This window comes from Micromonospora sp. NBC_00421 (genome assembly GCF_036017915.1).
In the GTDB taxonomy this organism is placed as follows: domain Bacteria; phylum Actinomycetota; class Actinomycetes; order Mycobacteriales; family Micromonosporaceae; genus Micromonospora.
In genome coordinates, this window is the sequence record NZ_CP107929.1 from 6926364 (window position 1) to 6952551 (window position 26188).

General features: G+C 72.6%; 22 protein-coding genes. 10 read left to right on the forward strand and 12 right to left on the reverse strand.

Translation table 11 applies throughout. The features are described from left to right. Nucleotides 1-5 precede the first annotated feature (5 nt). Nucleotides 6-1775 carry a glycosyltransferase family 39 protein gene (locus OHQ87_RS29900; RefSeq protein ID WP_442930621.1) on the reverse strand — a complete coding sequence of 590 codons (1770 nt, stop codon included), beginning with the start codon at nt 1773-1775 and terminating at the stop codon, nt 6-8. 1224 nt (nt 1776-2999) lie between these two features. Here OHQ87_RS29900 and OHQ87_RS29905 point away from each other — a divergent pair. The 4 genes from OHQ87_RS29905 to OHQ87_RS29920 are packed head-to-tail and all read left to right on the forward strand — an operon-like array spanning nt 3000 to nt 6380. Beyond that, the gene (locus OHQ87_RS29905; protein ID WP_328343302.1) at nt 3000-4721 is read left to right on the forward strand and encodes a nitrite/sulfite reductase; all 1722 of its coding nucleotides are present in this window, start codon (nt 3000-3002) and stop codon (nt 4719-4721) included. Next, nucleotides 4718-4876, forward strand: coding sequence for an IS1 family transposase (locus OHQ87_RS29910; protein ID WP_208568333.1), 159 nt, complete (start codon nt 4718-4720; stop codon nt 4874-4876). The genes OHQ87_RS29905 and OHQ87_RS29910 overlap by 4 nt, the downstream gene beginning before the upstream one ends. Continuing rightward, nucleotides 4873-5637 carry a phosphoadenylyl-sulfate reductase gene (locus tag OHQ87_RS29915; protein WP_328343305.1) on the forward strand — a complete coding sequence of 255 codons (765 nt, stop codon included), beginning with the start codon at nt 4873-4875 and terminating at the stop codon, nt 5635-5637. The genes OHQ87_RS29910 and OHQ87_RS29915 overlap by 4 nt, the downstream gene beginning before the upstream one ends. Beyond that, nucleotides 5619-6380, forward strand: a complete 762-nt coding sequence (locus tag OHQ87_RS29920) for a sirohydrochlorin chelatase (protein WP_328343307.1) — start codon at nt 5619-5621, stop codon at nt 6378-6380. The genes OHQ87_RS29915 and OHQ87_RS29920 overlap by 19 nt, the downstream gene beginning before the upstream one ends. Nucleotides 6381-6522: 142 nt before the next feature. Here the strand turns inward: OHQ87_RS29920 and OHQ87_RS29925 are convergent, their stop codons facing one another. Further along, the gene (locus OHQ87_RS29925) at nt 6523-6780 is read right to left on the reverse strand and encodes a WhiB family transcriptional regulator (protein ID WP_328343309.1); all 258 of its coding nucleotides are present in this window, start codon (nt 6778-6780) and stop codon (nt 6523-6525) included. A gap of 443 nt (nt 6781-7223) precedes the next feature. Continuing rightward, a complete protein-coding gene (locus OHQ87_RS29930; protein ID WP_328343311.1) occupies nt 7224-8174 on the reverse strand; it encodes a diacylglycerol/lipid kinase family protein in 951 nt (316 codons plus the stop codon). A 42-nt stretch (nt 8175-8216) separates the two neighbouring features. Here OHQ87_RS29930 and OHQ87_RS29935 point away from each other — a divergent pair, with 42 nt between their 5' ends. Next, entirely contained in the window at nt 8217-8606 is a 390-nt protein-coding gene (locus OHQ87_RS29935) for a hypothetical protein (RefSeq protein WP_328343313.1), read from the forward strand. Nucleotides 8607-8691: 85 nt separating this feature from the next. Here the strand turns inward: OHQ87_RS29935 and OHQ87_RS29940 are convergent, their stop codons facing one another. The 3 genes from OHQ87_RS29940 to sodN are packed head-to-tail and all read right to left on the reverse strand — an operon-like array spanning nt 8692 to nt 10051. Beyond that, nucleotides 8692-9096: an ATP-binding protein gene (locus OHQ87_RS29940; protein WP_328343315.1), complete on the reverse strand. Its 405-nt coding sequence runs from the start codon at nt 9094-9096 to the stop codon at nt 8692-8694. After that, nucleotides 9093-9650 (reverse strand): GNAT family N-acetyltransferase, encoded by a 558-nt coding sequence (locus tag OHQ87_RS29945; RefSeq protein ID WP_328343317.1) that lies wholly within the window; start codon nt 9648-9650, stop codon nt 9093-9095. The genes OHQ87_RS29940 and OHQ87_RS29945 overlap by 4 nt, the downstream gene beginning before the upstream one ends. After that, complete coding sequence (sodN, locus tag OHQ87_RS29950) at nt 9647-10051, reverse strand: superoxide dismutase, Ni (RefSeq protein WP_328343319.1); 405 nt, start codon at nt 10049-10051, stop codon at nt 9647-9649. Before sodN ends, OHQ87_RS29945 begins: the two co-directional genes overlap by 4 nt. Nucleotides 10052-10135: 84 nt before the next feature. On the opposite strand from sodN, the gene OHQ87_RS29955 reads away from it, so the two are divergent. From OHQ87_RS29955 to OHQ87_RS29965, 3 genes are all read left to right on the forward strand, one after another. Then, entirely contained in the window at nt 10136-10486 is a 351-nt protein-coding gene (locus OHQ87_RS29955; RefSeq protein WP_328343320.1) for a S24/S26 family peptidase, read from the forward strand. A gap of 141 nt (nt 10487-10627) precedes the next feature. After that, nucleotides 10628-11806 carry an NAD(P)-dependent malic enzyme gene (locus OHQ87_RS29960; RefSeq protein WP_328343322.1) on the forward strand — a complete coding sequence of 393 codons (1179 nt, stop codon included), beginning with the start codon at nt 10628-10630 and terminating at the stop codon, nt 11804-11806. A 113-nt stretch (nt 11807-11919) separates the two neighbouring features. Further along, nucleotides 11920-12882 carry a zinc-binding dehydrogenase gene (locus OHQ87_RS29965; protein ID WP_328343324.1) on the forward strand — a complete coding sequence of 321 codons (963 nt, stop codon included), beginning with the start codon at nt 11920-11922 and terminating at the stop codon, nt 12880-12882. 72 nt (nt 12883-12954) lie between these two features. On the opposite strand, the gene OHQ87_RS29970 is transcribed toward OHQ87_RS29965, so the two are convergent. The 4 genes from OHQ87_RS29970 to pta all read right to left on the reverse strand — a co-directional run bounded on the left by OHQ87_RS29970 (nt 12955) and on the right by pta (nt 18225). Further along, nucleotides 12955-13917 (reverse strand): alpha/beta hydrolase family protein, encoded by a 963-nt coding sequence (locus OHQ87_RS29970; RefSeq protein WP_328343325.1) that lies wholly within the window; start codon nt 13915-13917, stop codon nt 12955-12957. A gap of 130 nt (nt 13918-14047) precedes the next feature. Continuing rightward, nucleotides 14048-14944 carry an alpha/beta hydrolase family protein gene (locus tag OHQ87_RS29975; protein ID WP_328343327.1) on the reverse strand — a complete coding sequence of 299 codons (897 nt, stop codon included), beginning with the start codon at nt 14942-14944 and terminating at the stop codon, nt 14048-14050. Between the two features lie 87 nt (nt 14945-15031). Continuing rightward, complete coding sequence (locus tag OHQ87_RS29980; RefSeq protein WP_328343329.1) at nt 15032-16153, reverse strand: acetate/propionate family kinase; 1122 nt, start codon at nt 16151-16153, stop codon at nt 15032-15034. Beyond that, nucleotides 16150-18225: a phosphate acetyltransferase gene (gene pta / locus OHQ87_RS29985; RefSeq protein ID WP_328343331.1), complete on the reverse strand. Its 2076-nt coding sequence runs from the start codon at nt 18223-18225 to the stop codon at nt 16150-16152. Before pta ends, OHQ87_RS29980 begins: the two co-directional genes overlap by 4 nt. Before the next feature lie 260 nt (nt 18226-18485). On the opposite strand from pta, the gene OHQ87_RS29990 reads away from it, so the two are divergent. Both OHQ87_RS29990 and OHQ87_RS29995 read left to right on the forward strand, forming a co-directional pair. Next, nucleotides 18486-19190 carry a hypothetical protein gene (locus OHQ87_RS29990; RefSeq protein ID WP_328343333.1) on the forward strand — a complete coding sequence of 235 codons (705 nt, stop codon included), beginning with the start codon at nt 18486-18488 and terminating at the stop codon, nt 19188-19190. Beyond that, nucleotides 19183-21369, forward strand: a complete 2187-nt coding sequence (locus OHQ87_RS29995; protein WP_328343334.1) for a bifunctional polysaccharide deacetylase/glycosyltransferase family 2 protein — start codon at nt 19183-19185, stop codon at nt 21367-21369. The genes OHQ87_RS29990 and OHQ87_RS29995 overlap by 8 nt, the downstream gene beginning before the upstream one ends. A gap of 236 nt (nt 21370-21605) precedes the next feature. Here the strand turns inward: OHQ87_RS29995 and OHQ87_RS30000 are convergent, their stop codons facing one another. Together OHQ87_RS30000 and OHQ87_RS30005 are read right to left on the reverse strand one after the other, a co-directional pair. Continuing rightward, the gene (locus OHQ87_RS30000) at nt 21606-21785 is read right to left on the reverse strand and encodes a DUF6104 family protein (RefSeq protein WP_091241170.1); all 180 of its coding nucleotides are present in this window, start codon (nt 21783-21785) and stop codon (nt 21606-21608) included. 381 nt (nt 21786-22166) lie between these two features. Continuing rightward, entirely contained in the window at nt 22167-25952 is a 3786-nt protein-coding gene (locus tag OHQ87_RS30005; RefSeq protein WP_328343338.1) for a multifunctional oxoglutarate decarboxylase/oxoglutarate dehydrogenase thiamine pyrophosphate-binding subunit/dihydrolipoyllysine-residue succinyltransferase subunit, read from the reverse strand. Nucleotides 25953-26188 lie beyond the last annotated feature (236 nt).

Below are 26188 nucleotides of genomic sequence, written 5' to 3' on the forward strand. Positions count from 1 at the left end.
CCGGCTCAGCCGTTGCGCACGAGCAGCGCCACGGTCACCCCGGGCCGGGGCCGGACCTCCGCGACGGTGAACCCGGCCCGCAGCGCGTCACCCTTGGCCCCGGGCACCGCCGCGAGCGGGTCGTCGCGCCGCCCGGCGACCACCAGCCAGACCCGGTCGACGCCGGCCAGGCACTCGGCTGGCCGGGCGCACTCGTCGACCCACAGGTCGGCCCGCTCCCGCCGGTCCCCGGTCACCAGCACGTCCCGGGGGTGGATCCCGGCGATGGTTCCGGTGCCGGGTCCGCCGCCCGGCGGGTCGGTCGGCACGCCGGTGGGCGCGTCGTCGCCCCGCCGGGTCAGGTGGTAGTCGACGCCGAGGTCGAGGAAGAGCCAGCCGTCGCGGGGTGCGTAGACCACCGCGTCACCGGGGCGCTGTCCGGCGGCGATCACCGCCGCCGCCCCCCGGTAGTCGACGGTCGCGCTGCGCGGCCAGCCGTGACTGTGCCGTACCGCTGCCTGGTCCGGCAGCCCGAGCAGCCCGGCCAACACCACCACCGCCACCCCCGCCCCCGTCCCTGCCGCGACCCCGGCCCTCCTCCCTGCCGCCTCCTCCACCCCCGTCCCTGCCGCCATCCCTGCGGGGCCGGCCCGTCCTGCCCCGGCGGGGCCGGCCGGCTTCGTCCCCGCCGGGCTCGGCCGCGCCGCCTCTGGTAGGCCGGTCCTCGTCGGGGCCGTGGGCGGCGACGGCCCGGCCAGGGCGGCACCGGCGAGCAGGCAGGCGAAGGGCACCGTGAAGAACAGGTAACGCGGCACCCAGAGAGGTACGGCCAGCGCGGCGACGAAGAGCAGGAGCACCGGCAGCACCGCGCAGGCCCCGGGGAGCAGGCCGCGCCATCCGGATCGGGCCGCCCCGAGCGCGGCGAGCCCGACCAGTACTCCGCCCACCACACCGCCCTGCGCCAGACCGCCCGGCAGGGCCGCCAGATCCGCCAGCCGGGCCGGGGCGATCCAGTCGAGCTGGTGGGACCGCTGCCCCTGCGCGACGACCAGCAGCGGCGCCAGCACCAGCACGGCCCCCAGCACAGCCACCGCCCACCCCGACAACCGTCGATCCCGCAGCCTCCCACCCGACCCGTCGTCACCCGACCCGTCGTCACCCGGCCCGGCGTCGTCCGGTTTGGCCGTGCCCGGTCGGTGGGGAGCGGTGCTCCTAGCGGTCAGCACCACCACGGCGTGCGCGGCGAGCAGGCCCAGGGCGAGCAGGTGCGCCAGGCCGAGCCCGGCGACGGCCGCAGTGTAGAAGGACCAACGCAGCACCCCGGGGCGGTCCAGCGCGCGGACCAGCAGCAGGGTCACCAGCACGGCGAAAAGGGTCACCAGGGCGTAGGGCCTGGCCTCCTGCGCGTACCGGGAGGTGGCCGGGAGGACCGCGAAGAGCAGGCCGGCGAGCAGGCCGGCAGGTGCCCCGAACAACCGCCGACCGAGTACGGCGGTGAGGCCGGCTGCCCCCGCCATCGCCAACACCGAGGGCAGCCGCAGCGCCGTCACGGAATCGCCTAACAGCCTGGTCCAGGCATGCACCAGCAGGTAGTACGGCCCGGTCGCCGCGTCGACGGTGCGGGTGAGCCGGAACAGGTCTCCGACCGGTCGGGTGGCGGCGCTCCAGGTGGCCAACTCGTCGCGCCAGGGCTGAGCCCGACTGATCCCGTAACATCCGGCGACCAGGGTGACCATCAGCGGAACCGCCCAGACCAGCGACCCCACCCACCGCCCTGAGTACCGCGTTTTGGACATTGCGCCCACCGGTCGAGGATTTCACACCCGGCCCGACGATGCGGCCGGAGCCGGAGCCGGAGCCGGTGTGACTCTGGGTTCGATCACATGGGGGGCGTGGAAGCTGTCGCGGCCGGCACCACCGCCCTCGGCTGGCGCTCCGGCGGCTGATGCGCCCGGTGCCTACGGTGCCCGTGGCGTCAGTGGCGCGTGCCGTGGACGTCGGGCTGCCGGCCAGGTCGGGCCTGTTCGCACCGGACATCGCCGCTACCTACGGGGGTGGGGTTCGCATCCTTTGGAGCTGATGACGTAAACGATTCACCATCGACACCCGCGTGACTCAGGCTACTCACCCGCCGCCGAGGTCGACTTCCCCTCCGGCGGCTTCCGTTGTCCCGGCCGCCCATTCGGCATTCGTCCCCGGCCCCGCATCGGGCCCCGGCTCCCGGCCTCGGCTCCCGGCCTCGGCCCCTGGCCTCCGGCCCTCGGGGCGACGATCGCAATATCATTTGTGTCTATCGATGTCAGCGCCTGGCCCGCTCGTCGGAGTCGCGATTCGTTCTCGTCATCAGCTCGAAAGGCGCTGAAGAGGTATGGGTGGGGGCGGGGCGGCAGGCGGGATGGCATGTTCCGCCGAGTCGGGAGCAGTTGGTCGGGCGGTGGGCGGCACGCCGACTCGGCGAGCAGGCGGGGCTCCGGGCGAGGGACGCCGGGTGTGGCGTGTGCGGGTCCGAGTGCATGCGGGTCCGGTGAACAAGCATGGACTCGGGTGCGACGGCGGGCGTGCGGACAACGGACTCGACGGCGGGCGAGCGACAAACGGACTCGACGGCGGGCGAGCGACAAACGGACTCGACGGCGGGCGAGCAAGGTGGGTGGGCGTCGGGCGCGCAAGGTGGGGTGCGCGGAGGGGGAGCGTTGCGGACAGGGTGGGGCGGTGACGGTGGGGATGCGGTCCGTGATGTGGGATGTCGCACGTGGTCATTGGCCGGTCTGCGGGGGGTGTGGGAGCATGGCGGTATGACCGCCGCTGTCGTCCGCCGCTTCGTGGCCCGCCGCCACGTCGACTACGGCCGCGTGCGCAGCGCGCTTTGTCCGGCCCACTGACGACGCCCGACCCATCCGTCTCGGGCGCGTGTACTGCGCCGGCCGTTCCGACACCGTTGTCCTCGGCCCTTCCAGGGCCGGTCGCCGCCGCGTCCGCGCTCCCACCGAGGCACCGCAGAGACAACGGAGGACGCCGCAATGGCGGTCAGCAGCACCCCGGCTCGTCCCGGAACCCCGACGGCCCCCGCCGTACCCGCCACCCGTGCCCCCCGTCGGCCCCGCGGGGAGGGACAGTGGGCCCTGGGTCACCGTGAGCCGCTCAACCCCAACGAGCGGATCAAGAAGGACGATGACCCGCTGAACGTCCGGGCCCGGATCGAGAACATCTATGCCCACGGTGGTTTCGCCTCCATCGACCCGCAGGATCTGCGCGGCCGGTTCCGCTGGTGGGGGCTCTACACCCAGCGCAAGGCCGGCATCGACGGGGGTCGCACCGCCGTGCTGGAGCCGCACGAGCTGGAGGACGAGTTCTTCATGCTCCGGGTCCGGGTCGACGGCGGTCAGCTCTCCCTGGCCCAGTTGCGCGTGGTCGCCGACATCTCCCGGGAGTTCGCCCGGGACACCGCCGACATCACCGACCGGCAGAACATCCAGTACCACTGGATCCGGGTCGAGGACATGCCGGAGATCTGGCGTCGGCTGGAGTCGGTCGGCCTGCAGACCACCGAGGCGTGCGGCGACTGTCCCCGGATCGTGCTGGGTAGCCCGGTCGCCGGCGTGGCCGAGGACGAGCTGCTCGACGGGACCCCGGCGATCGACGAGATCGTCAGCCGGTACGTCGGTGACAAGGCGTACTCGAACCTGCCCCGGAAGTTCAAGACCACGATCTCCTGGCTGGTCGACACTCCGTACGAGGCGAACGACATCGCCTTCCTCGGGGTCGAGCACCCGGAGCACGGCCCCGGCTTCGACGTCTGGGTCGGTGGCGGTCTGTCCACCAACCCGATGCTTGCCAAGCGGCTCGGCGTCTGGGTGCCGCTGGCCGAGGTGCCCGACGTCTGGGCGGGAGTGGTCGGCATCTTCCGCGACTACGGCTACCGCCGGCTGCGCAACCGGGCCCGGCTGAAGTTCCTGGTTGCCGACTGGGGTGTGGAGAAGTTCCGCGAGGTGCTGGAGAAGGACTACCTGGGGCGCACCCTGCTCGACGGTCCGGCCCCGCAACTGCCCGACAAGCCGGTCGACCACATCGGCGTGCACCGGCAGCGCGACGGGCGCAACTACGTCGGGGCCGCCCCGGTGGTGGGGCGGGTCTCCGGCGGGCAGTTGACCAAGCTCGCCGACGTGGTCGAGGCACACGGCAGCGACCGGGTACGACTCACCCCGTACCAGAAGCTGCTGGTGCTCGACGTGCCGCCGGCGCGGACCGAGTCGCTGGTCGACGAGCTGCGCGGGATCGGCCTGGAGGCCCGGCCGTCGGCCTGGCGGCGGGGCACCATGGCCTGCACCGGGATCGAGTTCTGCAAGCTGGCCATCGTCGAGACCAAGGCGCGCGGTGAGGAGCTGGTGGCCCGGTTGGAGGAGCGGCTGCGCGACTTCGACGCGGACATCTCCATCCACATCAACGGCTGCCCGAACGCCTGCGCCCGGACCCAGGTCGCCGACATCGGCCTCAAGGGGCAGCTGGTGGTCGGCCCGGACGGCCAGCAGGTGGAGGGCTTCCAGGTGCACCTGGGTGGCGGGCTGGGGATGGCCCAGGGGCAGACCGCCGGGTTCGGCCGCAAGCTGCGCGGCCTGAAGACCACCGCCGACGAGCTTCCCGAGTACGTGGAACGACTGGCCCGCCGCTACCTGGCCGGCCGGACCGAGGGCGAGACGTTCGCCAACTGGGTGATCAGGGTCGACGAGGAGGAACTCCGATGAGCGAAACCCGATCCGCGCCGCTGTACTGCCCGTACTGCGGCGAAGAGGACCTGCGGCCGAACGAGGCCGGACACGGCGCCTGGGAGTGCCACGCCTGCGCGCGGGTATTCACCGTCAAGTTCAACGGCCTGCTCAGCCGGGCGGTGGCCCGATGACCGGCCTGCTCTCCGCCACGAACCTGGGCCTGGTCGGGCCCGGCGGTCCGCGACCGACCGACCCGACCCGGCGCGACCCGGCCGAGCTGCGGGCGTTGGCCGAGCGGGCCGGCCGCGAGCTGGAGGGCGCTCCGGCGTTGGAGATCGCCCGCTGGGCGGCCGACACCTTCGGCGACCGGTTCTGTGTGACCAGCTCGATGGCCGACGCCGTGCTGGCCCACCTGGTGTCCCGGGTCGCTCCCGGGGTGGACGTGGTCTTCCTCGACACCGGGCTGCACTTCCCGGAGACGCTGCGGGTCCGCGACGAGGTGGCCCGACGGTTGCCGGTGAACGTCCGCTCGATCCGGCCCCGGCAGACCGTCGGTCAGCAGGACGGCGAGTACGGGCCCCGGCTGTTCAACCGTTCACCCGACGACTGCTGCCAGCTGCGCAAGGTCGAGCCGCTGGAACGGGCCCTGTCCGGGTACGACGCCTGGGCCGCCGGGTTACGCCGGGACGAGTCGCCGACCCGGGCGAACACGCCGGTGGTGACCTTCGACCCCCGGCGCGGCAAGGTGAAGGTGAACCCGATCGCCGCCTGGTCCCAGTCCGACGTCGACTCCTACATCTCCCGTTACGACATCCCGGTCAACGAGCTGCTCGCCCGGGGCTACGGCTCGATCGGCTGCTGGCCCTGCACCCGCCGGACCAGGGCGGGGGAGGACCCGCGCGCCGGCCGGTGGGCCATGTTCGAGAAGACCGAGTGCGGCCTGCACCTCTGACCGGGCCGGAGCAGGTCCCCCCGGTGGTGCTGGTGGCGCACGGCAGTCGGGATCCGCGGGCGGCGGCGGCGACCCGGGCGCTGGCCCGGGCCGTCGAGGCCGCCCGCCCCGGCACCCCGGTGCTGCCCAGTTGGCTGGACCACACCGACCCGGGGCCGACGGAGGTGCTGCGAGGGCTGGCCGCCGCCGGTCACCGTACGGCGGTGGTGGTGCCGCTGCTGCTCACCGCCGCGTACCACCGGCGGGTGGACGTCCCGGTGGCGGTGGCGGCGGCCCGACAGGACGCGCCCGAGCTGACGGTACGGGTGACCGACGTGCTCGGGCCGGCGGACGGGACGGTGGACGCGGGGTTGCTGTCCGGGCTGGGCCGCCGGCTGACCGAGGCGGGGCCGGGACCGGTCGACGCGCTGGTGCTGGCGGCGGCGGGGACCAGGGACGCGCGGGCCCGCGGGTCGGTGGGTCGGGTCGCCGTCGCCCTGTCACACGGGTTCGGGGTGCCCTGCACGGTGGCCTACGCTTCGGCGGCCCCGCCGACGGCCGAGGTGGCGGTGGCCCGGTTGCGGGCGGTCGGTGCCCGGCGGGTGGCGGTGGTGGCGTACTTCCTGGCGCCGGGGCTCTTCCACGACTCGGTGGTGGTGGCGGCGCGGCGGGCGGGTGCGGTGGCGGTCGGCGCGCCGTTGAACGATTCGCCGGAGTTGGTCGGCCTGGTGCTGCGGCGGGTCGACGCCACGAATGTCGGGTAACCGAGGGTCACCGCGTTGACATTACTCTACGTTATTGCATCGACACCCGAATTCGGTCAACTGCCCATTACGGAGAGTGGGGAAAGCGGAACGCCCCGGCGGGGTGGTGGACCCGGCCGGGGCGGACAGCGTGTGATCGGTTTCAGGCGGAGTGAGCGCGCAGCACCCGGAGGCCGCCACGGCGCTTGACCGCGCGGCGTTCCTCTTCGCTCATCCCGCCCCAGACGCCCGCGTCCTGACCGGACTCCAGCGCCCACTGCAGGCACTGGTCGGTCACGGAGCAGCGCCGGCAGACGGCCTTGGCCTGCTCGACCTGAAGAACCGCCGGGCCGGACGTCCCGATCGGGAAGAACAGCTCCGGGTCCTCGTCGCGGCAGATGGCATTGTGACGCCAGTCCATGGCGGCAACACTCCTCATTCTGGATGGGCGGAAGATAACGCTCGTGCTTTTCTTATATCCGTCCGCAGTGCCGGTCGTGACGGTTCGCGTACGACTATTCGGCATTGCGTGAGCAGACTCGTTCAGCGCCTGGGCCTGCTGGAACCGCTCAAGCGGTCGAGCATATCCAGGCAATGTCTCGGTAACTCAAGTTCGCTTGTGAATACTTTCACGAACAAACGCGATGTCAAGGGTGACGCTCGGAAAAACTCCGCTCGGTGAGCAAGCTCACGACCCTTTTGTCCGGTTTTCAGGCTTCCCCGGTTACCCGGCGTACCACAGTCGAGGATCAATATAGTACAGTCCGCGTGACAATGCTGACATTTCCGGCACTACCTCCTCGGTGTGGCGGCCACCGCGCCGTGCGGTGTCCCGACCGCTCGACCTAGGGCGTTACCCGAGACCTAACAGATTACTCTCAGTGCGCCGGAAACGGAGGAAAATCTGACCTTGTGTCGCTCGCCGAGGTAGTCGCCGTCCAGCTGGAAGGCCTGTGGACGGGCCGAGACCAGGGTGAACTCGTCCACGTCGTGCAGCCGGAGCACCTGCTTGCCGCGCGGATCGGGGTGTCGGGACAGGAACTGCGTCACCGTCCGTGTGGTGCTGGCGACGCGCAGCTGACGAAGCGCCATCACGTCCAGCCCGAGATCGAACGACGCCTCCGGGTTCGGGTTGATCTCCCGCTCGCCCAGGTACGTCCACGGCGCGGTGTTCTGGATGATCACCGTGCCCAGCTCGCCCTCGGCCGGCTCTCCCGGCCGCTCCAGGCTGATCGCCGGGTGCCGCCGGTCCGAACTGAGGAAGTAGTGACTCAGGGTGGAGCGGAAGTAGAGCGACGGTGAGGACACCCGCCCCCGCCGCCGGGCCTGCTCCACCCGGTGGATCACCGCCGCGTCCAGGCCGAAGCCGGCACAGAAGGTGAAGTAGCGGTCGTCGGCCAGGCCCAGCCCGATCGTCCGGGACCGGCCGAGCCGCAGCCCCTCCAGGATCATGCTGGTGCCGTCCGCCCACTCCCGGGGCAATCCGAGGGCACGGGCGAAGACGTTCGTCGAACCACCCGGCACGGTGGCCAGCGCCGGCAACCGCTCCGCCGGGGAGCCGCCGGTACGGATCGTCGGCGGCTCGGCGGTCATCAGTCCGTTGACCACCTCGTTGACCGTGCCGTCGCCACCGAGCGTGACCACCAGGTCGACGCCCTCCTGGGCGGCCTCCCGGGCCAGGTCGGTGGCGTGACCCCTGCGCCGGGTGTACCGCACCGACAGGTCTACTTGGCTGCGCAGTGCCCGGACCAGCACGTCCCGGCTGCGTTCACTGGTGGTGGTGGCCTTCGGATTGACCACCAGGACGGCCCGCATGGGCGGCACTTTACGTGATCGGGCGGGGGTATCGTGGCCCGCGTGACGATCGACTCCGCGCCGGTTCCCGACACTCTGCGCTGGGCGGTACGCCTGCTGCGGGCCGAGGCGGTCGCCCTCGCGCTGATCTCCGGATGGTTGGTCTGGGCCGACCTGACCGCCACCAGGACCGACCTGGTCTCGGCACTCTTCGTGACCGGGTTCGCCGTCGCCGGCGCCGTCGCGCTCTGGGCGTTGGGCGGGGCGTTGGCCCGCCGCCGGGCCGGTGCCCGCGCCCCGGCGATGGTGCTGGAGCTGATGCTGCTGCCGGTCGGCTGGTTCATGATCGGCGGCGGGCTGGGCTGGCTCGGCGTACCGCTGATGGCGCTCGGCCTCGGCGTCTGCGCACTGCTGGTCAGCCCGCCCACCACGAAGGCCCTGGGCTTCGGCTGAGCCACCACCGGCGGACCGGGCCGAGACGCGTCGGCCGAGACGTCGGCCGTGCCCGCCGGGCGGTGCGGAGCCCGGCAGCGGCGGGTCAGTAGCTGGCGGAGCGGCGGGTCAGCAGGGAGATGGTGGCCCGGCCGTCGGCGGACTCGGCCGCCGCCGCCGTGGTCAGCGCGGTGAGCACCTTCCAGGCGAACGAGGACTCGCCCGGCAGCGCCGCACCGCGCACGATCGGCACCGTCACCTCGACGGTCAGCGCGTCCTCGGTGACCGCGAAACGGCACTCCAACTCGGCGTCGCGGGTGGCGATGGCGAGCAGCATCGCGCACGCCTCGTCCACCGCGATGCGCAGGTCCTCGATCTCGTCGAGGGCGAACTGGAGGCGGGCCGCGAGCCCCGCCGTGGCGGTGCGCAGCACGCCCAGGTAGCCGCCGTCGGCGGGCACGGTGAGGTGCACGACGTCGTCGGTCGCTGGCTGGCCGGTCAGTTGAGTCACGCCTCATCCCCCCGGTCCGGGACTCTACCCGGCCGGGCTCGGGCGTGCGTGGTCGACGTCACCCCAAGGCTCGCAAGAGCGTGTAGGGCCGTTCCACTGAGCCGGTAGGGAACCCACTCGGACATCGGTTCGGCCCCGATCGAGGCGTAGAAGTGGGCGGCCGGGTTCCAGTCGAGCATCCACCACTCCAGCCGCTGGTAGCCGCGCTCCACACAGACCGCGGCGAGCGTGGCGAGCAGCGCCCGGCCGGCCCCGGTGCCCCGGTGGGTCGGCCGGACGTACAGGTCCTCCAGGTAGATGCCGTGCACGCCGGCCCAGGTGGAGAAGTTGAGGAACCACAGCGCGAAGCCGACGGGGACGTCGTCGTCCACCGCGACATGACCGAACAGGGTCGGGGCCGGGCCGAACAGGGCATCGTCGAGCTGCGCCGTGGTGAGCAGGCACTGATCGGCGGCCCGCTCGTAGTCGGCCAGCTCGTGCACCATCGCGACGACGGCCGGCACGTCCTGTGGACGTGCCGGCCGGATCGTCGGTGCCGTGACGGGCAGGGTCACGCCTGCTTGGTCTCCCAGAAGATCTTGGAGATCTCGTCGATCTTCTGGAGCAGTTCGTCGGCCTTGGCCGGGTCGGTCGCACCCTTGGCGCCGGCCGCGCCGGCCGCCTTGGTTGCCTCGTTGAACAATTGGTGCAGGTGCGGGTACTTCTCGAAGTGCGCCGGCTTGAAGTAGTCGGTCCAGAGCACCCACAGGTGGTGCTTGACCAGATCGGCGCGCTGCTCCTTGATCAGGATCGCCCGGGTGCGGAACTCCGGGTCGGTGTTCGCCTGGTACTTCTCGCAGATCATTTTGACCGACTCGGCCTCGATGCGGGCCTGCGCCGGGTCGTACACGCCGCACGGCAGGTCGCAGTGCGCGCTGGCGGTCACACGGGGCGAGAGGATGCGGGGAAGTCGCATCAGGGTCCTCCATGGGAAGTTTGCGATGATCCGAGACGACACTACTCCTGAGGACGTCCCCGGCAGGGGCGGAGGGGAAACCTCGTGACGGTCGGCGGGTCCAGTCCCACCCCACGGCTGCCCGCCCCGCTCACCGCCGTGGGCGTGAGCGGGCCGTCCATGTCACCGACGCTGCGGCACGGCGACGCCGTCCTGGTCCGTCGGGGCGGTCGGCCGGTCCGTCCCGGGGACGTGGTGGTGGCCGTCTTCCGGAGCCGGCCGGACCTGCTGGTGGTCAAGCGTGCCGTCCGCCGCCAGGACGACGGTTGGTGGCTGCGCGGTGACAACGAGTTAGTCACCGACGACTCCCGGGTGTACGGGGTGGCCGACGTGCTGGGTCGGGTGCTGTTCCGCTACTGGCCCCGCCCCGGTCGGTTGACGCCGAAACCGATATGACCCTCCTCACATGCGGCCGAGGAGCGGCTGACTATGCTCGGGGGTGTTCGGGTGACCCCCCGCATCGCGTGTCGCCGCTCCGCCTCACCTCGCGCCCTCGCGCCGGCCGCTCCGTCTGCTTCGACAGATCCTGGAGTCACCATGTCTGCATCCACCGTGGATCCCGCTGATCCCGTCTTCCGGTTGCACCTCGGCGGCAAGCTGGCCGTCGCCTCGACCGTCCCGCTGACCAGCCGGGAGGACCTCTCCCTCGCGTACACCCCGGGGGTGGCCCGGGTGTGCGAGGCGATCGCCGCCGACCCGGCCCTGGTCGACGACTACACCTGGGTGTCGCACGTCGTCGCGGTCGTCACCGACGGCTCCGCCGTGCTCGGGCTCGGCAACATCGGCCCGCGCGCGGCGCTGCCGGTGATGGAGGGCAAGGCGGTGCTGTTCAAGCAGTTCGCCGGGGTGGACGCGGTGCCGATCTGCCTGGACACCCAGGACGTCGACGAGATCGTGGCGACCGTGCGGGCCCTCGCCCCGTCGTTCGGCGGGATCAACCTGGAGGACATCAGCGCGCCGCGCTGCTTCGAGGTGGAACGGCGGCTCGACGAGGCGCTGCCCATCCCGGTCTTCCACGACGACCAGCACGGCACCGCCATCGTGGTGCTGGCCGCGTTGCGCAACGCGGCGACCCTGCTCCACCGCAAGCTCGGTGACCTGCGGGTGACGGTGAGCGGGGCCGGCGCCGCCGGGATCGCGGTCACCCACATGCTGGTCGCCGGGGGAGTGGATCCCGAGCAGGTGGTGGTCTGCGACTCCCGGGGCGTCATCGGCCGGCACCGGCCCGATCTGACCGAGACCAAGGCGCACCTCGCCGAGACCACCAACGCCGAGGGCCGCCGGGGCGACGTCACCGAGGCGCTGCGCGGCGCGGACGTGCTGATCGGCGTCTCCGGCGGCCGGATTCCCGAGGCGGCGGTCGCCGGCATGGCCCCCGGCGGCATCGTCTTCGCGCTGGCCAACCCCCAGCCCGAGGTGGACCCCGAGGTGGCTGCCCGGCACGCGGCGGTGGTCGCCACCGGGCGCAGCGACTACCCCAACCAGATCAACAACGTGCTCGCCTTCCCCGGGGTGTTCCGGGGTGCGCTGGACGCGCGGGCCACCCGGATCACCGACGGGATGAAGGTGGCCGCCGCCGACGCGATCGCCCGGGTGGTCGACGGGTCGCTCAGCGCGGACGCCATCGTGCCCTCCCCGCTCGACCCCCGGGTCGCCCCGGCGGTGGCGGCGGCGGTCGCCGAGGCGGCCCGCCACGATGGCGTCGCCCGCGCCTGAGCCGACGCGCGGCGCACCGCCGACCAGCGGTGCGCCACCCGCGCCTGCCGGCGGCGTGCGCGGGCGGAACAGGCCGGGCCGGACCCTTCGTGAACGATCGTCGCGCTGTTACGGTGCGGATCATGCGTGCCGCCTATGCCTCCCGGTTCGACGCCGACAACCCGCTCGCCGCGCTCACCGTCGGCGACCGTCCCGAGCCCGCCCACCCGGAGGACGACTGGGTGACCGTGCAGGTCAGGGCCAGCTCGCTCAACCACCACGACCTGTGGTCGCTCAAGGGGGTCGGGCTCGCCGACGCTCAGCTGCCGATGATCCTCGGCTGTGACGCGGTCGGCACCGACCCGGACGGCAACGAGGTGGTCGTCTACTCGGTGCTGCCCACCCCCGGCGACCCGCGCGGCGTCTCCATCCTCTCCGAGCACTACCAGGGCACCCTCGCCGAGCGAGTGGCGGTACCCCGGGCGAACCTGTTGCCGCTGCCGAGCGGCCTGTCGGCGACCGACGCGGCCTGCCTGCCGACCGCCTGGCTCACCGCCTGGCGGATGCTCACCACCCGGGGCCGGGTCGCCGACGGCGAGTCGGTGCTGGTGCAGGGGGCCGGTGGCGGCGTCGCCACCGCGGCGGTCGCGCTGGGCGTGGCGCTCGGCAAACGGGTGTACGCCACCAGCCGCGACGCCGGCAAGCGGGAACGCATCGCCGCGCTGGGGGCGACCGCGCTGGAACCCGGTGCCCGGCTGCCGGAGCGGGTCGACGTGGTGGTCGAAACTGTCGGCGCGGCCACCTTCGACCACTCGTTGAAGTCGGCCGCCCCGATGGCCCGGATCGTGGTCGCCGGCGCGACCTCCGGCCACCTGCCGGCGGTGAACCTGCGCCGGGTCTTCGCCATGCAGCTGGAGATCCTCGGCACCTCGATGGGCACCCCGGACGAGCTGACCGAGCTGCTCGCCTTCTGCGCCGAGCACGAGGTACGCCCGGTGGTGGACAGCGTGGTCCCGTTCAGCCGGGTGGCCGACGCCTTCGCCCGGCTGCACTCCGACGAGGTCTTCGGCAAGGTCGTCGTCGACCACACCAGCTGACAGTCGTACCCGGCCTGGTCGGGACTGCCGGGCGGGTCGACCGGGCGGGTCGGGCGGCGACGGTGGGAGCGCTCAGAGTCGGTCGTCGAGGGTGGCGACGTCGCCCCGGGCGGCCGAGGCGGGGAGCCGGCCCTTGGCGGCCCGGTCGCCGTAGAGGGTCCAGCGGAGGAACTCGATCGTGGTGTCGGAGACCACCCGCAGGGCCGGGCCGTCACCGAGCAGCGCCCGACCGTGGTCGCCCCGGGGCAGGCTGAGCATCGCCTTGGGCCAGGGCACCGCGTCGAAGACGGCCTTGCCGGCGGCGTAGTCGACCACCTCGTCGGCCTGACCGTGCACGAAGAGCTGCGGGGCGGCGGCCCCGGCGAAGGCGGTGCCCACGCCCAGCCCGGTCCCGGCGAAGACCACCCCGGCGTCGAGCCGTTCGTCCCGGCCGGTGGTGAACAGGCCGATGGTGGTCACCCCGCCGGCCGAGTGCCCGGCCGCCGCCACCCGGTCGGTTGCCAGCCGGCCGCGCAGCGGGTCACCGGCCTTCGCGTCCAGCGCCAGCACCTTGTCCAGCACGTACGACACGTCGGCGGGCTGGTTGAGCACGTCGAGGACGCTGCCGTCGCCGCCCTTGCCGGTGTGCGGGAAGGTCGGTGCGGCCACCACGAAACCGGCCGCCGCCCAGCGGGTCAGCAGCACCTGGTAGTCGACGGGTCGCCCGTCGAGGCCGTGGCTGAACGCCACCACCGGGAACCGCCCTGTCGCCGCCGTCGCGTCGCGTCGCGCCGCCTCACCGGCGGTGCCCCGGGCCGGGTACCAGAGGGTCACCGGCAGCGGGCGGTCGCCACCCCGGTTCAGCTTCAGCTGTCGTACGCCGACCGCGAACGCCTCGGCCGGCGCGGTCCCGGCGGGAACGCGCGGTGCCGGCGTGGTGGCCTTCGGCGGCTCCGGCGGGGCCTCGGTGCGGGCGGGAGCCTGGGCCGAGCAGCCGACGAGGCCGGTGGCGAGCAGCGCGGTGGTCAGCAGGACCGGGGTACGGCGACGGAACATGAACCCGATTGTGCCCTGCTGGTCGGGCTACCCGGCCGGCTACGGCCCGTCGCACCCCCGGTGGACGTCCTCGTCACGGCCCGTGGACGTCTTCGTCGCGGCCCGGTGGACGCCCGCGTCGGGGCGGCGGTCACCGTCCGTCGTCGGTCAACCGGTCGTCGAAGGTGGTGACGCCGGGGCGGGCGGCGTCGGTACGCAGCCGGCGGCCGGCGTCCCGGTCGTCGTAGAGGGTCCAGCGCAGGAAGTCGGTGGTGGTGGCGAGGAACTCGTCGAAGCCGGGCCGGCCCGGGATCAGGTAGTCGCCGTGGCCCTGCCCGAGCAGACTCAGGAACGCCTTCGGGCCGGTCGCCCGCTGGTAACCGGCCTGACCGACGGTCAACGGCACCACCGGGTCGGCGGTGCCGTGCACGAAGAGCAGCGGGGCGGTCGGCCCGGCGAAGGCCCCGGCCAGCCCGCCCCCGGCGATGATCACGCCGGAGCGCAGCCGGGCCGAGTGGCCGGAGGTGAACATGCCTGCGGTGGTGAACCCGCCCGCCGAGTGGCCCGTCGCGGCGAACCGGCCGACGTCCAGGTGCCCGGCCAACGGGTCACCGGCACGGGCGTTCAGCCGGACCAGGTGCCGGATCACCCGCCAGGCGTCGGCGGGCTGGTTGCGGACGTCGGCGCGACTGAACCGGGCCGCCCGCCGGCTGGTGTACGGGTAGGTCGGCGCGGCCACCACGAACCCGGCGGCGGCCCACCGGGTGGCCAGCGCGGCGTGCAACTCGGGCAGGCTGCGCAGGCCGTGGCTGTGCACCACCACCGGGAACCGGCCCGAGGCGACCCGACCGCGCTCGGTCGGGTACCAGAGCGTCACCGGCAGCGGACGCGGCCCGGACGGGTCGACGGTGAGGGTGCGGACCGCGACCGGCCGGGCCTGGTCCGGGGCGTGTCGGGCCGGCGGTGGTGCCTCGGTGGCGGCGGTGGCCGGGCCACAACCGGCGAGCAGCGCGGCCAACAGCACGGCGCCCAGCCGTCTCACCCCCATCCCTCGACGGTAGGCGGTCGGCGGCCGGTGCGGCCCCGCCGTCCGGACCGATGGTGGTCAGCTCCCCGGTCGGTCAGCCCCCACCCGTCAGCTCGCGTCGGCCAGCACCGCGCGGGTCTGCCGGGCGATCTCCCGCTCCTCGTCGGTGCCGACCACGCAGATGCTCACCTCCGCGCCGGCCGGGGAGATCACCCGGTCCCCGGTGCCGGCGTTGCGCTCCGGGTCGACGGCGATGCCGAGCCGGTCCAGCCCGGCCAGGGCGGCGGCCCGCACCTCGGGGGAGTGCTCGCCCACCCCGGCGGTGAAGGTGACCGCGTCCACCCGGCCCAGCAGTGCGTAGTACGCCCCGACGTAGCCGGTGATCCGCCGGCAGTAGACGTCGAAGGCGAGGATGGCGGCCGGGTCGGCAGCGGCCCGGCGGGACAGCACCTCCCGCATGTCGTTGGCCCCGGTCAGCCCGAGCAGCCCGCTGCGGTGGTTGAGCAGGTCGTCGATCTCGTCGACGCTCAGCCCGCCTTCGCGGCGCAGGTGGAAGATGACGGTCGGGTCGAGGTCACCGCTGCGGGTGCCCATCACCAGCCCTTCGAGCGGGGACATCCCCATCGAGGTGGCCACGCTGCGTCCGCCGTCCACGGCGCAGGCGCTCGCCCCGTTGCCCAGGTGCAGGCTGATCGTGCGCAGCCGGTCGTACGGCCGGTCCAGCAGCTCGGCGGTGCGCTTCGACACGTACGCGTGGGAGGTGCCGTGGAAGCCGTACCGGCGGATGTCGTGGCGGCGGGCGGTGGCCAGGTCGATGGCGTAGGTGGCGGCGGCCTCGGGCAGGGTGTGGTGGAACGCGGTGTCGAAGACCGCCACCTGGGCGACGTCCGGCAGCAGCTCCCGGGTGACCTCGATGCCGGCCAGGTTGGCCGGGTTGTGCAGCGGGGCCAGCGGCACCAGCTCCTCGATCGCGGCGAAGACCGCGTCGTCGATCCGGACCGGGGCGCTGAACCGTCGGCCGCCGTGCACCACCCGGTGCCCGACGGCGGTCAACCCGGTCAGGTCGAGCCGACCCAGGATGTCCCGGACGGCGGTGGCGTGGTCGGCCGGTCCGCCGCCCGGCTCGCCGACCCGCTCGACGGTGCCGGAGTCGACCGTCGACTCCCCGTCGTAGAGCCGGTACTTCACCGACGACGACCCGCAGTTGAGTACCAGCACCCGGTCGGTCACGACCCCTCCTCCGGCGATCCGGCCGCCTGGATGGCGGTGATCGCCACCGTGTTGACGATGTCGGCGACCCTCGCGCCCCGGGACAGGTCGTTGACCGGCCGGCGCAGGCCCTGCATCACCGGCCCGACGGCCACCGCCCCCGCCGACCGCTGCACCGCCTTGTAGGTGTTGTTGCCGGTGTTGAGGTCCGGGAAGACGAACACGGTGGCCCGTCCGGCGACAGTGCTCTGCGGCAGCTTGGTCGCCGCGACCTGCGGGTCGATCGCTGCGTCGTACTGGATCGGCCCCTCGACCAGCAGGTCGGGCCGGCGCTCGCGGACCAGCCTGGTGGCGGCGGCGACCTTCTCCACGTCGGCCCCCGCGCCGGAGTCCCCGGTCGAGTAGGACAGCATCGCCACCCGGGGCTCGATGCCGAACCGGGCCGCCGTGTCGGCCGAGGAGATGGCGATGTCGGCGAGCTGGGCGGCGTCCGGGTCGGGGTTGACCGCGCAGTCGCCATAGACCAGCACCCGGTCGGCGAGCAGCATGAAGAACACGCTCGACGCCACCGAGACGCCCGGCACGGTACGGATGATCTCGAAGGCGGGGCGGATGGTGGCGGCCGTGGTGTGGGTGGCCCCGGAGACCATCCCGTCGGCGTGCCCGGTGGCCACCATCATGGTGCCGAAGTAGTTGGGCTGGGCCACGATGTCGTACGCCGACTCGACTGTGACGCCCCGGTGGGCGCGCAGTTCCGCGTACCGGGTGGCGAACTCGTCCCGCCAGCCGCTCCCGGCCGGGTCGACCACCTCCGCGCCGGTGAGGTCGATGCCCAGCTCCCGGGTGCGGCGGGCCACCTCGTCCGGACGGCCGAGCAGGGTCAGCTCGGCCACTCCCCGGCGGAGCAGGATCTCGGTCGCCCGCAGGATGCGCTCGTCGGTGCCCTCCGGCAGCACCAGCCGGCGGCGGTCGGCGCGGGCCCGGTCGATCAGGTCGTACTCGAACATCAGCGGGGTGACCCGCTCGGAGCGGCTGACCCGCAGCCGGCGGGCCAGGTCGACGGTGTCCACGTGGCCCTCGAACGCGCCGAGCGCGGCCTCGACCTTGCGCGGGTTGGCCGGGCCGGGCCGCCCCTCGATGTGGCTGGACGCCTCGACCGTGTCGTAGCTGTCGCTCGTCACCGAGAGCACGGCGAAGCCGGTGTTGAGCCGCTCGACCAGGCGCATCGCCCGGGGGTCGGGCTGCTCGCCGAGGGTGAGCACCACCCCGGCCAGCGAGACCTGCCCGGCGACGTGCGCGGTGCTCGCCGCGACCAGCAGGTCGGCCCGGTCACCGGGGGTGATCACCAGCGCCCCCTCGGTCAGGTGGTCGAGCAGGATCGGCACGTGCGCCGCGCCGACCACGTAGTCGAGCACGTCCCGACCGAGGGCCGCGTCGTCCCCGGCCAGCAGGGTGGCGTCGAGGGCCGCCGCCACCTCGGCCACCGTCGGCGCCGACACGCTCGGCACCTCCGGGATGGCGTACGTGGGGACCGGCAGCTCCGGCAGGGTCAGCGCCCCGGTCACCCGGTTGGCGATCACCGCCAGCACCGTCGCGCCCAGGTCCACCAGATCGTGGTACGCCCCCCGCGCCGTGGCCGCGGTCGTCTCCGGTTGCTGCCCGAAGCCGTCCACCACCGGCACCACCACGCTGCCGAACTCGGTGGCCAGCCGGGCGTTGAAGGCGAGTTCCCGGGGGCCGGCGCCGTCCCCGCCGTCGGCGAAGTCGCTGCCCACCACGACGACCGCCGGGCAGCGTCGTTCCACCGCCCGATACCGCTCGACGATCCGGGAGATCAGCTCCTCCCGCCGCCCGTCGGCGACCAGGGCCGCCGCCTCCGCGTACGTGGTGCCGGTCAGGTCGGCCTCGGGCAGGTCGATCCGGTAGCGGTCGTGCAGCAGGGCGAGGATCGGGTCGGGGCCGGCGTCGGAGACCAGCGGCCGGAACACGCCGATCCGCTCGACCTGCCGGGAGAGGAGTTCCGCGAGGCCGAGGGCGATGGTCGACTTACCCCCGCCGGACCCCACGCTGGTCAGGTAGACGCTGCGGGCCACGCCACCACCCTAGGAGATCATGTCGTCCGCCGCCCGGGACCTTCGCCCCGAACCGCTACCTCCGACGGCGCGGGTCGGCGTCGAGGATGCGATCAGAGTCTCATTCGTGGGACGCACTGGGAGCTGAGCGATCCTCGTGCCTAGACTCGCATCCCATGACTGCCGACCGCCTGAGCAGCAATAACGTGCCGAACCGGAGATCGATGCCGGTGGGTGCAATCGGCGGTCGGTCGACTGTTGGTCCAAAGTGTATCGATCCCGTGACGAATTTCGATGGGCCCACCGAGATTCAGCCGAGGGCGGCCCACCCGGTGGTGCGACGCCGGACCGCCGGCATCCCCGTCGGCTCGGCCACCCCGATCAGACCGGCCGCCCCGACCGACGGGCCGACCGTGGTGATCAGCCCGGCCGACGGTCCCACCGCGCTGATCGCCGCGGTGCCCGAGCTGACCCCGGTCTTCGTCGACCCCAGCGGCAGACGCCACTCCCGGCTGCGCTGGCTCGCGTACACCCTCGGGCTGGTGGGTCTGGTCTACACCGGGCTGGTGGGGGTCAGCTTCGCGGGCGGCATCGAGCCGCACACGGTCCTCCCTTTCGTGGACGAGGTCGAGCAGCCCGAGCGGTCGTCGTCGCCGCAGGCCGAGGCGCTCACCACCACGGCCACCACTCCGGCCGCCGCAGCCGCCGTGCCCACGACGGTCGCCACGCGTACGCCGAGGGCGAGCGCGCCCGCCGTCGTCCCGGCCACCCCGTCCCCGGCCGTCTCGCCCACCGCCACCCCCTCGCGGTCGCCCAGCGCCACCCGTTCGCCGAGCCGCAGCCCGGCGACCTCGTCGACGTCGCCCCGACCGACCCGCACCGTCCCGGAAGCCACCACGCCCGACCCGCCGGACCCGACCGGCGAACCGCCAGCCCTGCCCGACCTGCTGTCCGGCCGGGTCGACGACGCCCGTGCCGATGGCTGAGCCGGTCGTCCCGCCGACCCGCCGTCGCCTCACCGGGTCGGCCCGGCGTCGTCGGGCGGTACCGCCGCCGAGCTGGATCCTGCTGAGCACGGTGCTGACCCTGCTGGCCGGCGTGCTGCTCGTCGGCGCGTACGCCAACGCGTCGTTCGCCCCGGACCGCCGGCAGAGCACCGCCGGGCAACGCGAGGTGCCGACCTCGGTGGTGACCGGTGGGCCGATCATCAGTGCCAGCAGCGAGCTGGTCCGCTCCTACCGGCTGCCGCCGCGCACCATCGCGTTGACCTTCGACGACGGCCCCGACCCGGTCTGGACCCGCGAGGTGCTGCGGGTCCTGGACACCCACCAGGTCAAGGGAACGTTCTTCGTGCTGGGCTCGCAGGTGGCCCGGCACCCCCGGATTGCCCGGGACCTGGCCGACGGTGGGCACCAGCTCGGCGTGCACACCTTCACCCACCCCGACCTTGCCGAGCTGCCGGTGTGGCGGCAACGCCTGGAGTACGCCCAGACCCAGCTCGCCGTGGCGGGCGCGACCGGCCTGCGGACCTCGCTGGTGCGGTTCCCGTACTCGTCCCACCCGGGTGCGATCGACAACCGGGACTGGCCGGTGGTCACCGCCGCCGGTGACCTGGGCTACCTGACGTTCCTCAACGACACCGACAGCCAGGACTGGTCGCTGCCCGGGGTGGACCGGATCATCGAGAACGCCGCCCCGGAGGGCGACTCCGGTGCCGTCACCCTCTGGCACGACGCCGGTGGCGACCGGGCGCAGACCGTGGCCGCCCTCGACCGGTTCATCCCGATGATGAAGCAGCGGGGGTACCGGTTCGTCACCGCGACCGAGGGGTTGAACCTCGCCTTCGCCGCCGCCGGGGCGGACCACCGGGTGGATTCCGCAGGGGTCGCCACCGCCGGGGACCGGTGGCGTGGCCGGATGCTGATCTGGGCGGTGCAGGGCGCCGACACCATGCTTACCGTGTTCGGGGGGCTCTTCGTCGTCGTCGGTCTGCTCACCGTGGGTCGTACCCTCGCGCTGTTCGTGCTGGCCGGGCGGCACGCCCGACGCCGCCGGGCCAGGGGCTGGAGCTGGGGGCCACCGGTCACCGCGCCGGTGTCGGTGATCGTCCCGGCGTACAACGAGAAGGAGGGGATCGCCGCGGCGGTCCGCTCCCTGGCCGGTGGCGACCACCCCGGCGGGATCGAGGTGGTCGTCGTCGACGACGGCTCCACCGACGGCACCGCGGACATCGTCGACGCGCTCGGCCTGCCCAACGTCCGGGTCGTCCGCAAACCCAACGGCGGTAAGCCCAGTGCCCTGAACACCGGCCTGGCGCTGGCCCGGCACGACCTGATCGTGATGGTCGACGGGGACACCGTCTTCGAGCCCGACGCGGTCCGCCGGCTGGTGCAACCCTTCGCCGACCCGCAGGTCGGCGCGGTGGCCGGCAACGTCAAGGTCGGCAACCGGCGCAGCCTGATCGCCAAGTGGCAGCACATCGAGTACGTCATCGGCTTCAACCTGGACCGGCGGCTCTACGAGACGCTGCGCTGCATGTCCACGGTGCCCGGGGCGATCGGCGGGTTCCGGCGGGAGGCGCTGCGCTACGCCGGGGGGATGACCGACGACACCCTGGCCGAGGACACCGACATCACCATCGCCCTGGGCCGGGCCGGCTGGAAGGTGGTCTACGAGGAGACCGCCCGCGCCTGGACGGAGGCCCCGGCGACCATCGGGCAGCTCTGGAAGCAGCGTTACCGGTGGAGCTACGGCACCATGCAGGCGATGTGGAAGCACCGTCGCTCGGTGCTCGACAGGGGCTCGTCCGGCCGGTTCACCAGGCGGTGTCTGTTCTTCCTCAGCCTCTTCGGGGTGCTGCTGCCACTGCTCGCGCCGGTGATCGACCTGCTGGCCCTGTACGGCCTGTTCTTCCTCGACCGCAAGGCCACGGCGGTGGCCTGGCTGGTCATGCTCGGCGTGCAGACCGCCACCGCCGTGGTGGCGTTCCGGCTGGACCGGGAGAAGCTGGGGGTGCTGTGGGTCCTGCCTCTCCAGCAGTTCGTCTACCGGCAGTTGATGTACCTGGTGATGATCCAGGCGGTGGTCACCGCGGTGACCGGTGGCCGGCTGGGCTGGCAGAAGCTCCGCCGCACCGGCCTGGAACCCGCCGTCCGCACCGGCTGACCCCTCGCCGTCCCGGTCCCCGCCGGCCCGCGTTGACCGGGGTGCGGTGCCGGTCGGCGTCGCGGTGTGGTGCCGGCCCGCGTCGCGGTGCGGTGCCGGCCCGCGTCGCGGTGTGGTGCTGGTCCGCGTCGCGGTGCGGTGTTGGTCCGCGTTGACGCGCTGCGGCTCGCACGCGCCCTGGCACGACATGGTGCCCGGGGAACGAGGGCCGGGGCGGGCGGATGCCCGCCCCGGGCTCAGTCCTCGTCGAGGTCGTCGAGGCGGGCCAGCCAGGTGGCGAAGCGCTCGATCGGCGTCTCGAACTCGGGGTTGAGGTCGACGAAGTCGCGCAGCCGCTCGCCGAGCCACTCCAGGGTGACCTGCTCGTCACCCCGCCGCTGCACCAGTTCCTCGATCCCACGGTCGGTGAAGTACACCGCGCCTCCTCACTGCTGCGTTCCGTGCCTCGGACCAACTCGGAAAGTGGACATGATCCCTCCCGACCGGGGGCGCTCCGCCACCCGGGTGGCGGACGATCCCACCGGTCACCATGCCCCACTCGCCGCGCCCGCCGCGCAGCGGGTTCAGCTCTTTTGGGGAGAGTTGTTGTCGCTGGGGCGACAACAACTCTCCCCAAAGCTGCGGTGCGGCGTGGCCATGGCGTGGAGCGGTGCGGTGCGGTGCGACGTGGTGGGCGTGGTGCGGTGCGGCGTGGTGCGACGTGGCGTGGCGAGGTGCGGGGCGGGCCGCGACATGGGACGGCCCGCGCCCCTGGAGGGGGCGCGGGCCGGGGTGGTACCGGGTCGGGGCTGGTGCGGTCAGGGGCGGGGGAGGGCGGTGTCGATCAGCCCGGCCTGCTCCACCTCGTGCATCTTCGCCGAGCCGACCGCCGGGGCGGCGGCGGCGGGGCGGGAGATGCGGCGCAGCCGGACGTCGGCCAGGTGCTCCAGCAGGTTGAGCGCGACGAAGCTCCACGCCCCCTGGTTGGCCGGCTCCTCCTGCACCCAGGCGAAGTCCTCCGCGTTGGGGTACGCCGCGAGCGCCGCCCGGATCTCCTCCACCGGCAGCGGGTAGAGCTGCTCGATCCGGATGATCGCGGTGTCGGTGACACCCCGCTCGGCGCGGGCGGAGAACAGGTCGTAGTAGATCTTGCCCGAGCAGAGCAGCACCCGCTTGACCTGCTCAGGCGCGGGTGCGGCGGTGTCGGCCAGCACCGGGGCGAAGGTGCCTGTGGTGAAGTCCTCCACCGGGCTGACGCAGAGCTTGTGCCGCAGCAGCGACTTCGGCGTGAACACCACGAGCGGCTTGCGCTTCGGCGACAGGGCCTGGCGACGCAGCAGGTGGAAGTAGTTCGCCGGGGTGGTCGGGATGGCCACCCGCATGTTGTCCTCGGCACACATCTGCAGGAACCGCTCCGGGCGGCCGGAGGTGTGGTCCGGGCCCTGCCCCTCGTGGCCGTGCGGCAGCAGCAGGGTGACCGCGGAGCGCTGACCCCACTTCACCTCGCCGGAGGAGATGAACTCGTCGATCACCGACTGGGCGCCGTTGACGAAGTCACCGAACTGGGCCTCCCAGCAGACCAGCGCGTTGACGTTCTCCACCGAGTAGCCGTACTCGAAGCCCATCGCGGCGTACTCGCTCAGCAGCGAGTCGTGCACGAAGAACCGGGACCGCTCGCCGTCGGCGGTGAGCGTCTTGAGCGGCAGGTAGTCCTCGCCGGTCTTGGCGTCGACCACCGAGGCGTGCCGCTGGACGAAGGTGCCCCGGCGGGAGTCCTGGCCGGCGAGCCGGACGGTGACCCCGTCGTGCAGCAGCGAGCCGAAGGCGATGATCTCGCCGTACCCCCAGTCGATGTTGCCCTCGACGGACATCTTGGCCCGCCGGTCGAGCAACTGCTGGATCCGCTTGTGCGGGGTGAAGCCCTCGGGGAGGTTGACGTGCGCCTCGCCTACCGCCTTGACCACGGCGGCGTCGGTGGCGGTCTCCACCTGCGGCTCCGGCTCGTCCTCGCGGCGCGGTCGGGTGGCCTGGCGGGGGGTGGTGGCGGCATCCCGGGTGGCCTTGAAGACCCGCTCCAGCTGCGACTGGTAGTCGCGTAGCAGCTCCTCGGCGTCCTCGACGGTGATGTCGCCCCGGCCGATCAGCTCCTCGGTGTAGAGCTTGCGGACCGAGCGCTTCGAGTCGATGATCTTGTACATCTGCGGGTTGGACATCGAGGGGTCGTCGCCCTCGTTGTGCCCGCGCCGGCGGTAGCAGACCATGTCGATCACGACGTCCTTGTTGAACGCCTGCCGGTACTCGAAGGCCAGCCGGGCGACCCGGACCACGGTCTCCGGGTCGTCGCCGTTGACGTGGAAGATCGGCGCCTGGATCATCCGGGCCACGTCGGTGCTGTAGAGGCTGGACCGGCTGTACTCCGGGGCGGTGGTGAAGCCGACCTGGTTGTTGACCACCACGTGCACGGTGCCGCCGGTGCGGTAGCCGCGCAGCTGGGACAGGTTGAGCGTCTCGGCGACCACGCCCTGCCCGGCGAAGGCGGCGTCACCGTGCACCGCCAGCGGCAGCACGGTGTAGCCCTCCAGCTTGAGGTCGATCCGGTCCTGCTTGGCCCGGACGATGCCCTCCAGCACCGGGTCCACGGCCTCCAGGTGCGACGGGTTCGCCACCACCGAGACCTTGACCGAGTGGTCGCCGTCCGGGGTGGTGAACTTGCCGTTCTGCCCCAGGTGGTACTTCACGTCGCCGGAGCCCTGGGTGGAGCGCGGGTCGAGGTGACCCTCGAACTCCGAGAAGATCTTCTCGTACGGCTTGCCGACGATGTTGGCCAGCACGTTGAGCCGGCCCCGGTGCGCCATGCCGATGACGACCTCGTCCAGCCCGTCCTCGGCGGACGCCTCCAGCACCTCGCCGAGCAGCGGGATCAGCGACTCGCCGCCCTCCAGCGAGAACCGCTTCTGGCCGACGTACTTGGTCTGCAGGAAGGTCTCGAACGCCTCGGCGGCGTTGAGCCGGTTGAGCACGTGCTTCTGCTCGTCGGCGGCCGGCTTCTCGTAGCGGCGCTCGATCCGCTCCTGGATCCAGCGGCGCTCCTCCGGGTCCTGGATGTGCATGTACTCGATGCCGAGCCGCCGGCAGTACGAGTCGCGCAGCACCCCGAGGATCTCGCGCAGCTTCATCCGCTGCTTGCCGGCGAAGCCGTTGACCGGGAAGGTGCGGTCCAGGTCCCACAGGGTCAGCCCGTGCTGGAGGACGTCCAGGTCGGGGTGCTTGCGGATGGCGAACTCGAGCGGGTCGGTGTCGGCCATCAGGTGGCCCCGGACCCGGTAGGCGTGGATCAGCTCGTGCACCCGGGCGGTCTTGTTGATCTGCCCTTCGGAGTCGACGGCCACGTCCCGCACCCAGCGCACCGGCTCGTACGGGATGCGCAGCGAGGTGAAGATCTGGTCGTAGAAGCCGCGCTCGCCGAGCATCAGCTCGTGCATCACCTTGAGGAACTCGCCGGACTGCGCGCCCTGGATGATCCGGTGGTCGTAGGTGCTGGTCAGCGTGATGATCTTGCTGACCGCCAGCTCGGCCAGGGTCGCCTCGCTCATCCCCTGATACGGCGCGGGGTACTCCATCGCGCCGACCCCGATGATCGCGCTCTGCCCCTGCATCAGCCGGGGGATCGAGTGCACCGTGCCGATGCCGCCCGGGTTGGTCAGCGAGATCGTCGTACCGGCGTAGTCCTCCATGGTCAGCTCGTTGCGGCGGGCCCGCCGGACCACGTCCTCGTACGCCTGCCAGAACTGCCGGAAGTCCATCTGCTCGCAGCCCTTGATGGACGGCACGACCAGGTTGCGGGTGCCGTCGGGCTTGGTCAGGTCGATGGCGATGCCCAGGTTGACGTGCTCCGGGCGGACCATCGCCGGCTTGCCGTCGACCTCGGCGAAGGAGTTGTTCAGCTCCGGGTGCTCGACCACGGCGCGGACCAGCGCGTAGCCGATCAGGTGGGTGAAGCTGACCTTGCCACCACGCCCCCGGGCGAGGTGGTTGTTGATCACGATGCGGTTGTCGACGAGCAGCTTGGCCGGGACGGCGCGCACGCTGGTGGCGGTCGGCACGGACAGCGAGGCGTCCATGTTCTGCACGATCCGGGCGGCCACCCCGCGCAGCGGCGTGGTGCCGGCGGCGCTGGCCGTCGGTGCCTTCGCTGCCGGCTTGGCCGGGGCGGCCTTCTCGGTCGCGGCGGGCTTGGCCGGTGTGGGCTTGGCGGCGGTGGCCGGCTTCGCGGTCGCGGTCGGCTTCGCGCTGGCCGTCGGCGCCTTGGTGGCCGGGGCGGTCTTGCCGCCACCGGCCGGTTCCTGCTGCCCGGCCGGTTCCTGCTGCCTGGCCGGTTCCTGCTGCCTGGCCGGCTCGGACGTTGCGGCCGGGGTGCCCTTGCCGTCGGCCGGGCGCGGTGTCGCGGTGCCGGGGGCGGGTCGGTAGTCGGCGAAGAAGTCGTGCCAGGCCGAGTCGACGCTCGACGGGTCGGCGAGGTAGCGCTGGTACATCTCCTCGACGATCCACTCGTTCGGGCCGAAACCCGCCAGTGGGTTCTCCTGCGAAGTCTGCTGGGTCGACACGGCCGGTAATCGCCTCTTTCACGCGGGTCTGTGTGTCACGCGGTGTCCGCCGTCGTCCGGAAGTGCGAGTGGGCGGGGGATGGTTCCCAGGCTACGCCGTGAGATTACGGTAGGCATTCCCACCTCGGTCGGGTGGCCGGTTTCACAGAAGATGCCGGAAGTCAATCAGCTCTTCGTATCCTGTTGACTCCGGACCGGAGTGGGGCTTCGCCTCCGGACCTGAGGCGGGACCGGAG

Bases quoted from the DNA above. Each gene is read 5' to 3' on its own strand.
- OHQ87_RS29900 (WP_442930621.1), bottom strand. From the start codon at position 1,775: ATGTCCAAAACGCGGTACTCAGGGCGGTGGGTGGGGTCGCTGGTCTGG.
- OHQ87_RS29905 (WP_328343302.1), top strand. From the start codon at position 3,000: ATGGCGGTCAGCAGCACCCCGGCTCGTCCCGGAACCCCGACGGCCCCC.
- OHQ87_RS29910 (WP_208568333.1), top strand. From the start codon at position 4,718: ATGAGCGAAACCCGATCCGCGCCGCTGTACTGCCCGTACTGCGGCGAA.
- OHQ87_RS29915 (WP_328343305.1), top strand. From the start codon at position 4,873: ATGACCGGCCTGCTCTCCGCCACGAACCTGGGCCTGGTCGGGCCCGGC.
- OHQ87_RS29925 (WP_328343309.1), bottom strand. From the start codon at position 6,780: ATGGACTGGCGTCACAATGCCATCTGCCGCGACGAGGACCCGGAGCTG.
- OHQ87_RS29930 (WP_328343311.1), bottom strand. From the start codon at position 8,174: ATGCGGGCCGTCCTGGTGGTCAATCCGAAGGCCACCACCACCAGTGAA.
- sodN (WP_328343319.1), bottom strand. From the start codon at position 10,051: ATGCGACTTCCCCGCATCCTCTCGCCCCGTGTGACCGCCAGCGCGCAC.
- OHQ87_RS29960 (WP_328343322.1), top strand. From the start codon at position 10,628: ATGTCTGCATCCACCGTGGATCCCGCTGATCCCGTCTTCCGGTTGCAC.
- OHQ87_RS29970 (WP_328343325.1), bottom strand. From the start codon at position 13,917: ATGTTCCGTCGCCGTACCCCGGTCCTGCTGACCACCGCGCTGCTCGCC.
- OHQ87_RS29975 (WP_328343327.1), bottom strand. From the start codon at position 14,944: ATGGGGGTGAGACGGCTGGGCGCCGTGCTGTTGGCCGCGCTGCTCGCC.
- OHQ87_RS29995 (WP_328343334.1), top strand. From the start codon at position 19,183: ATGGCTGAGCCGGTCGTCCCGCCGACCCGCCGTCGCCTCACCGGGTCG.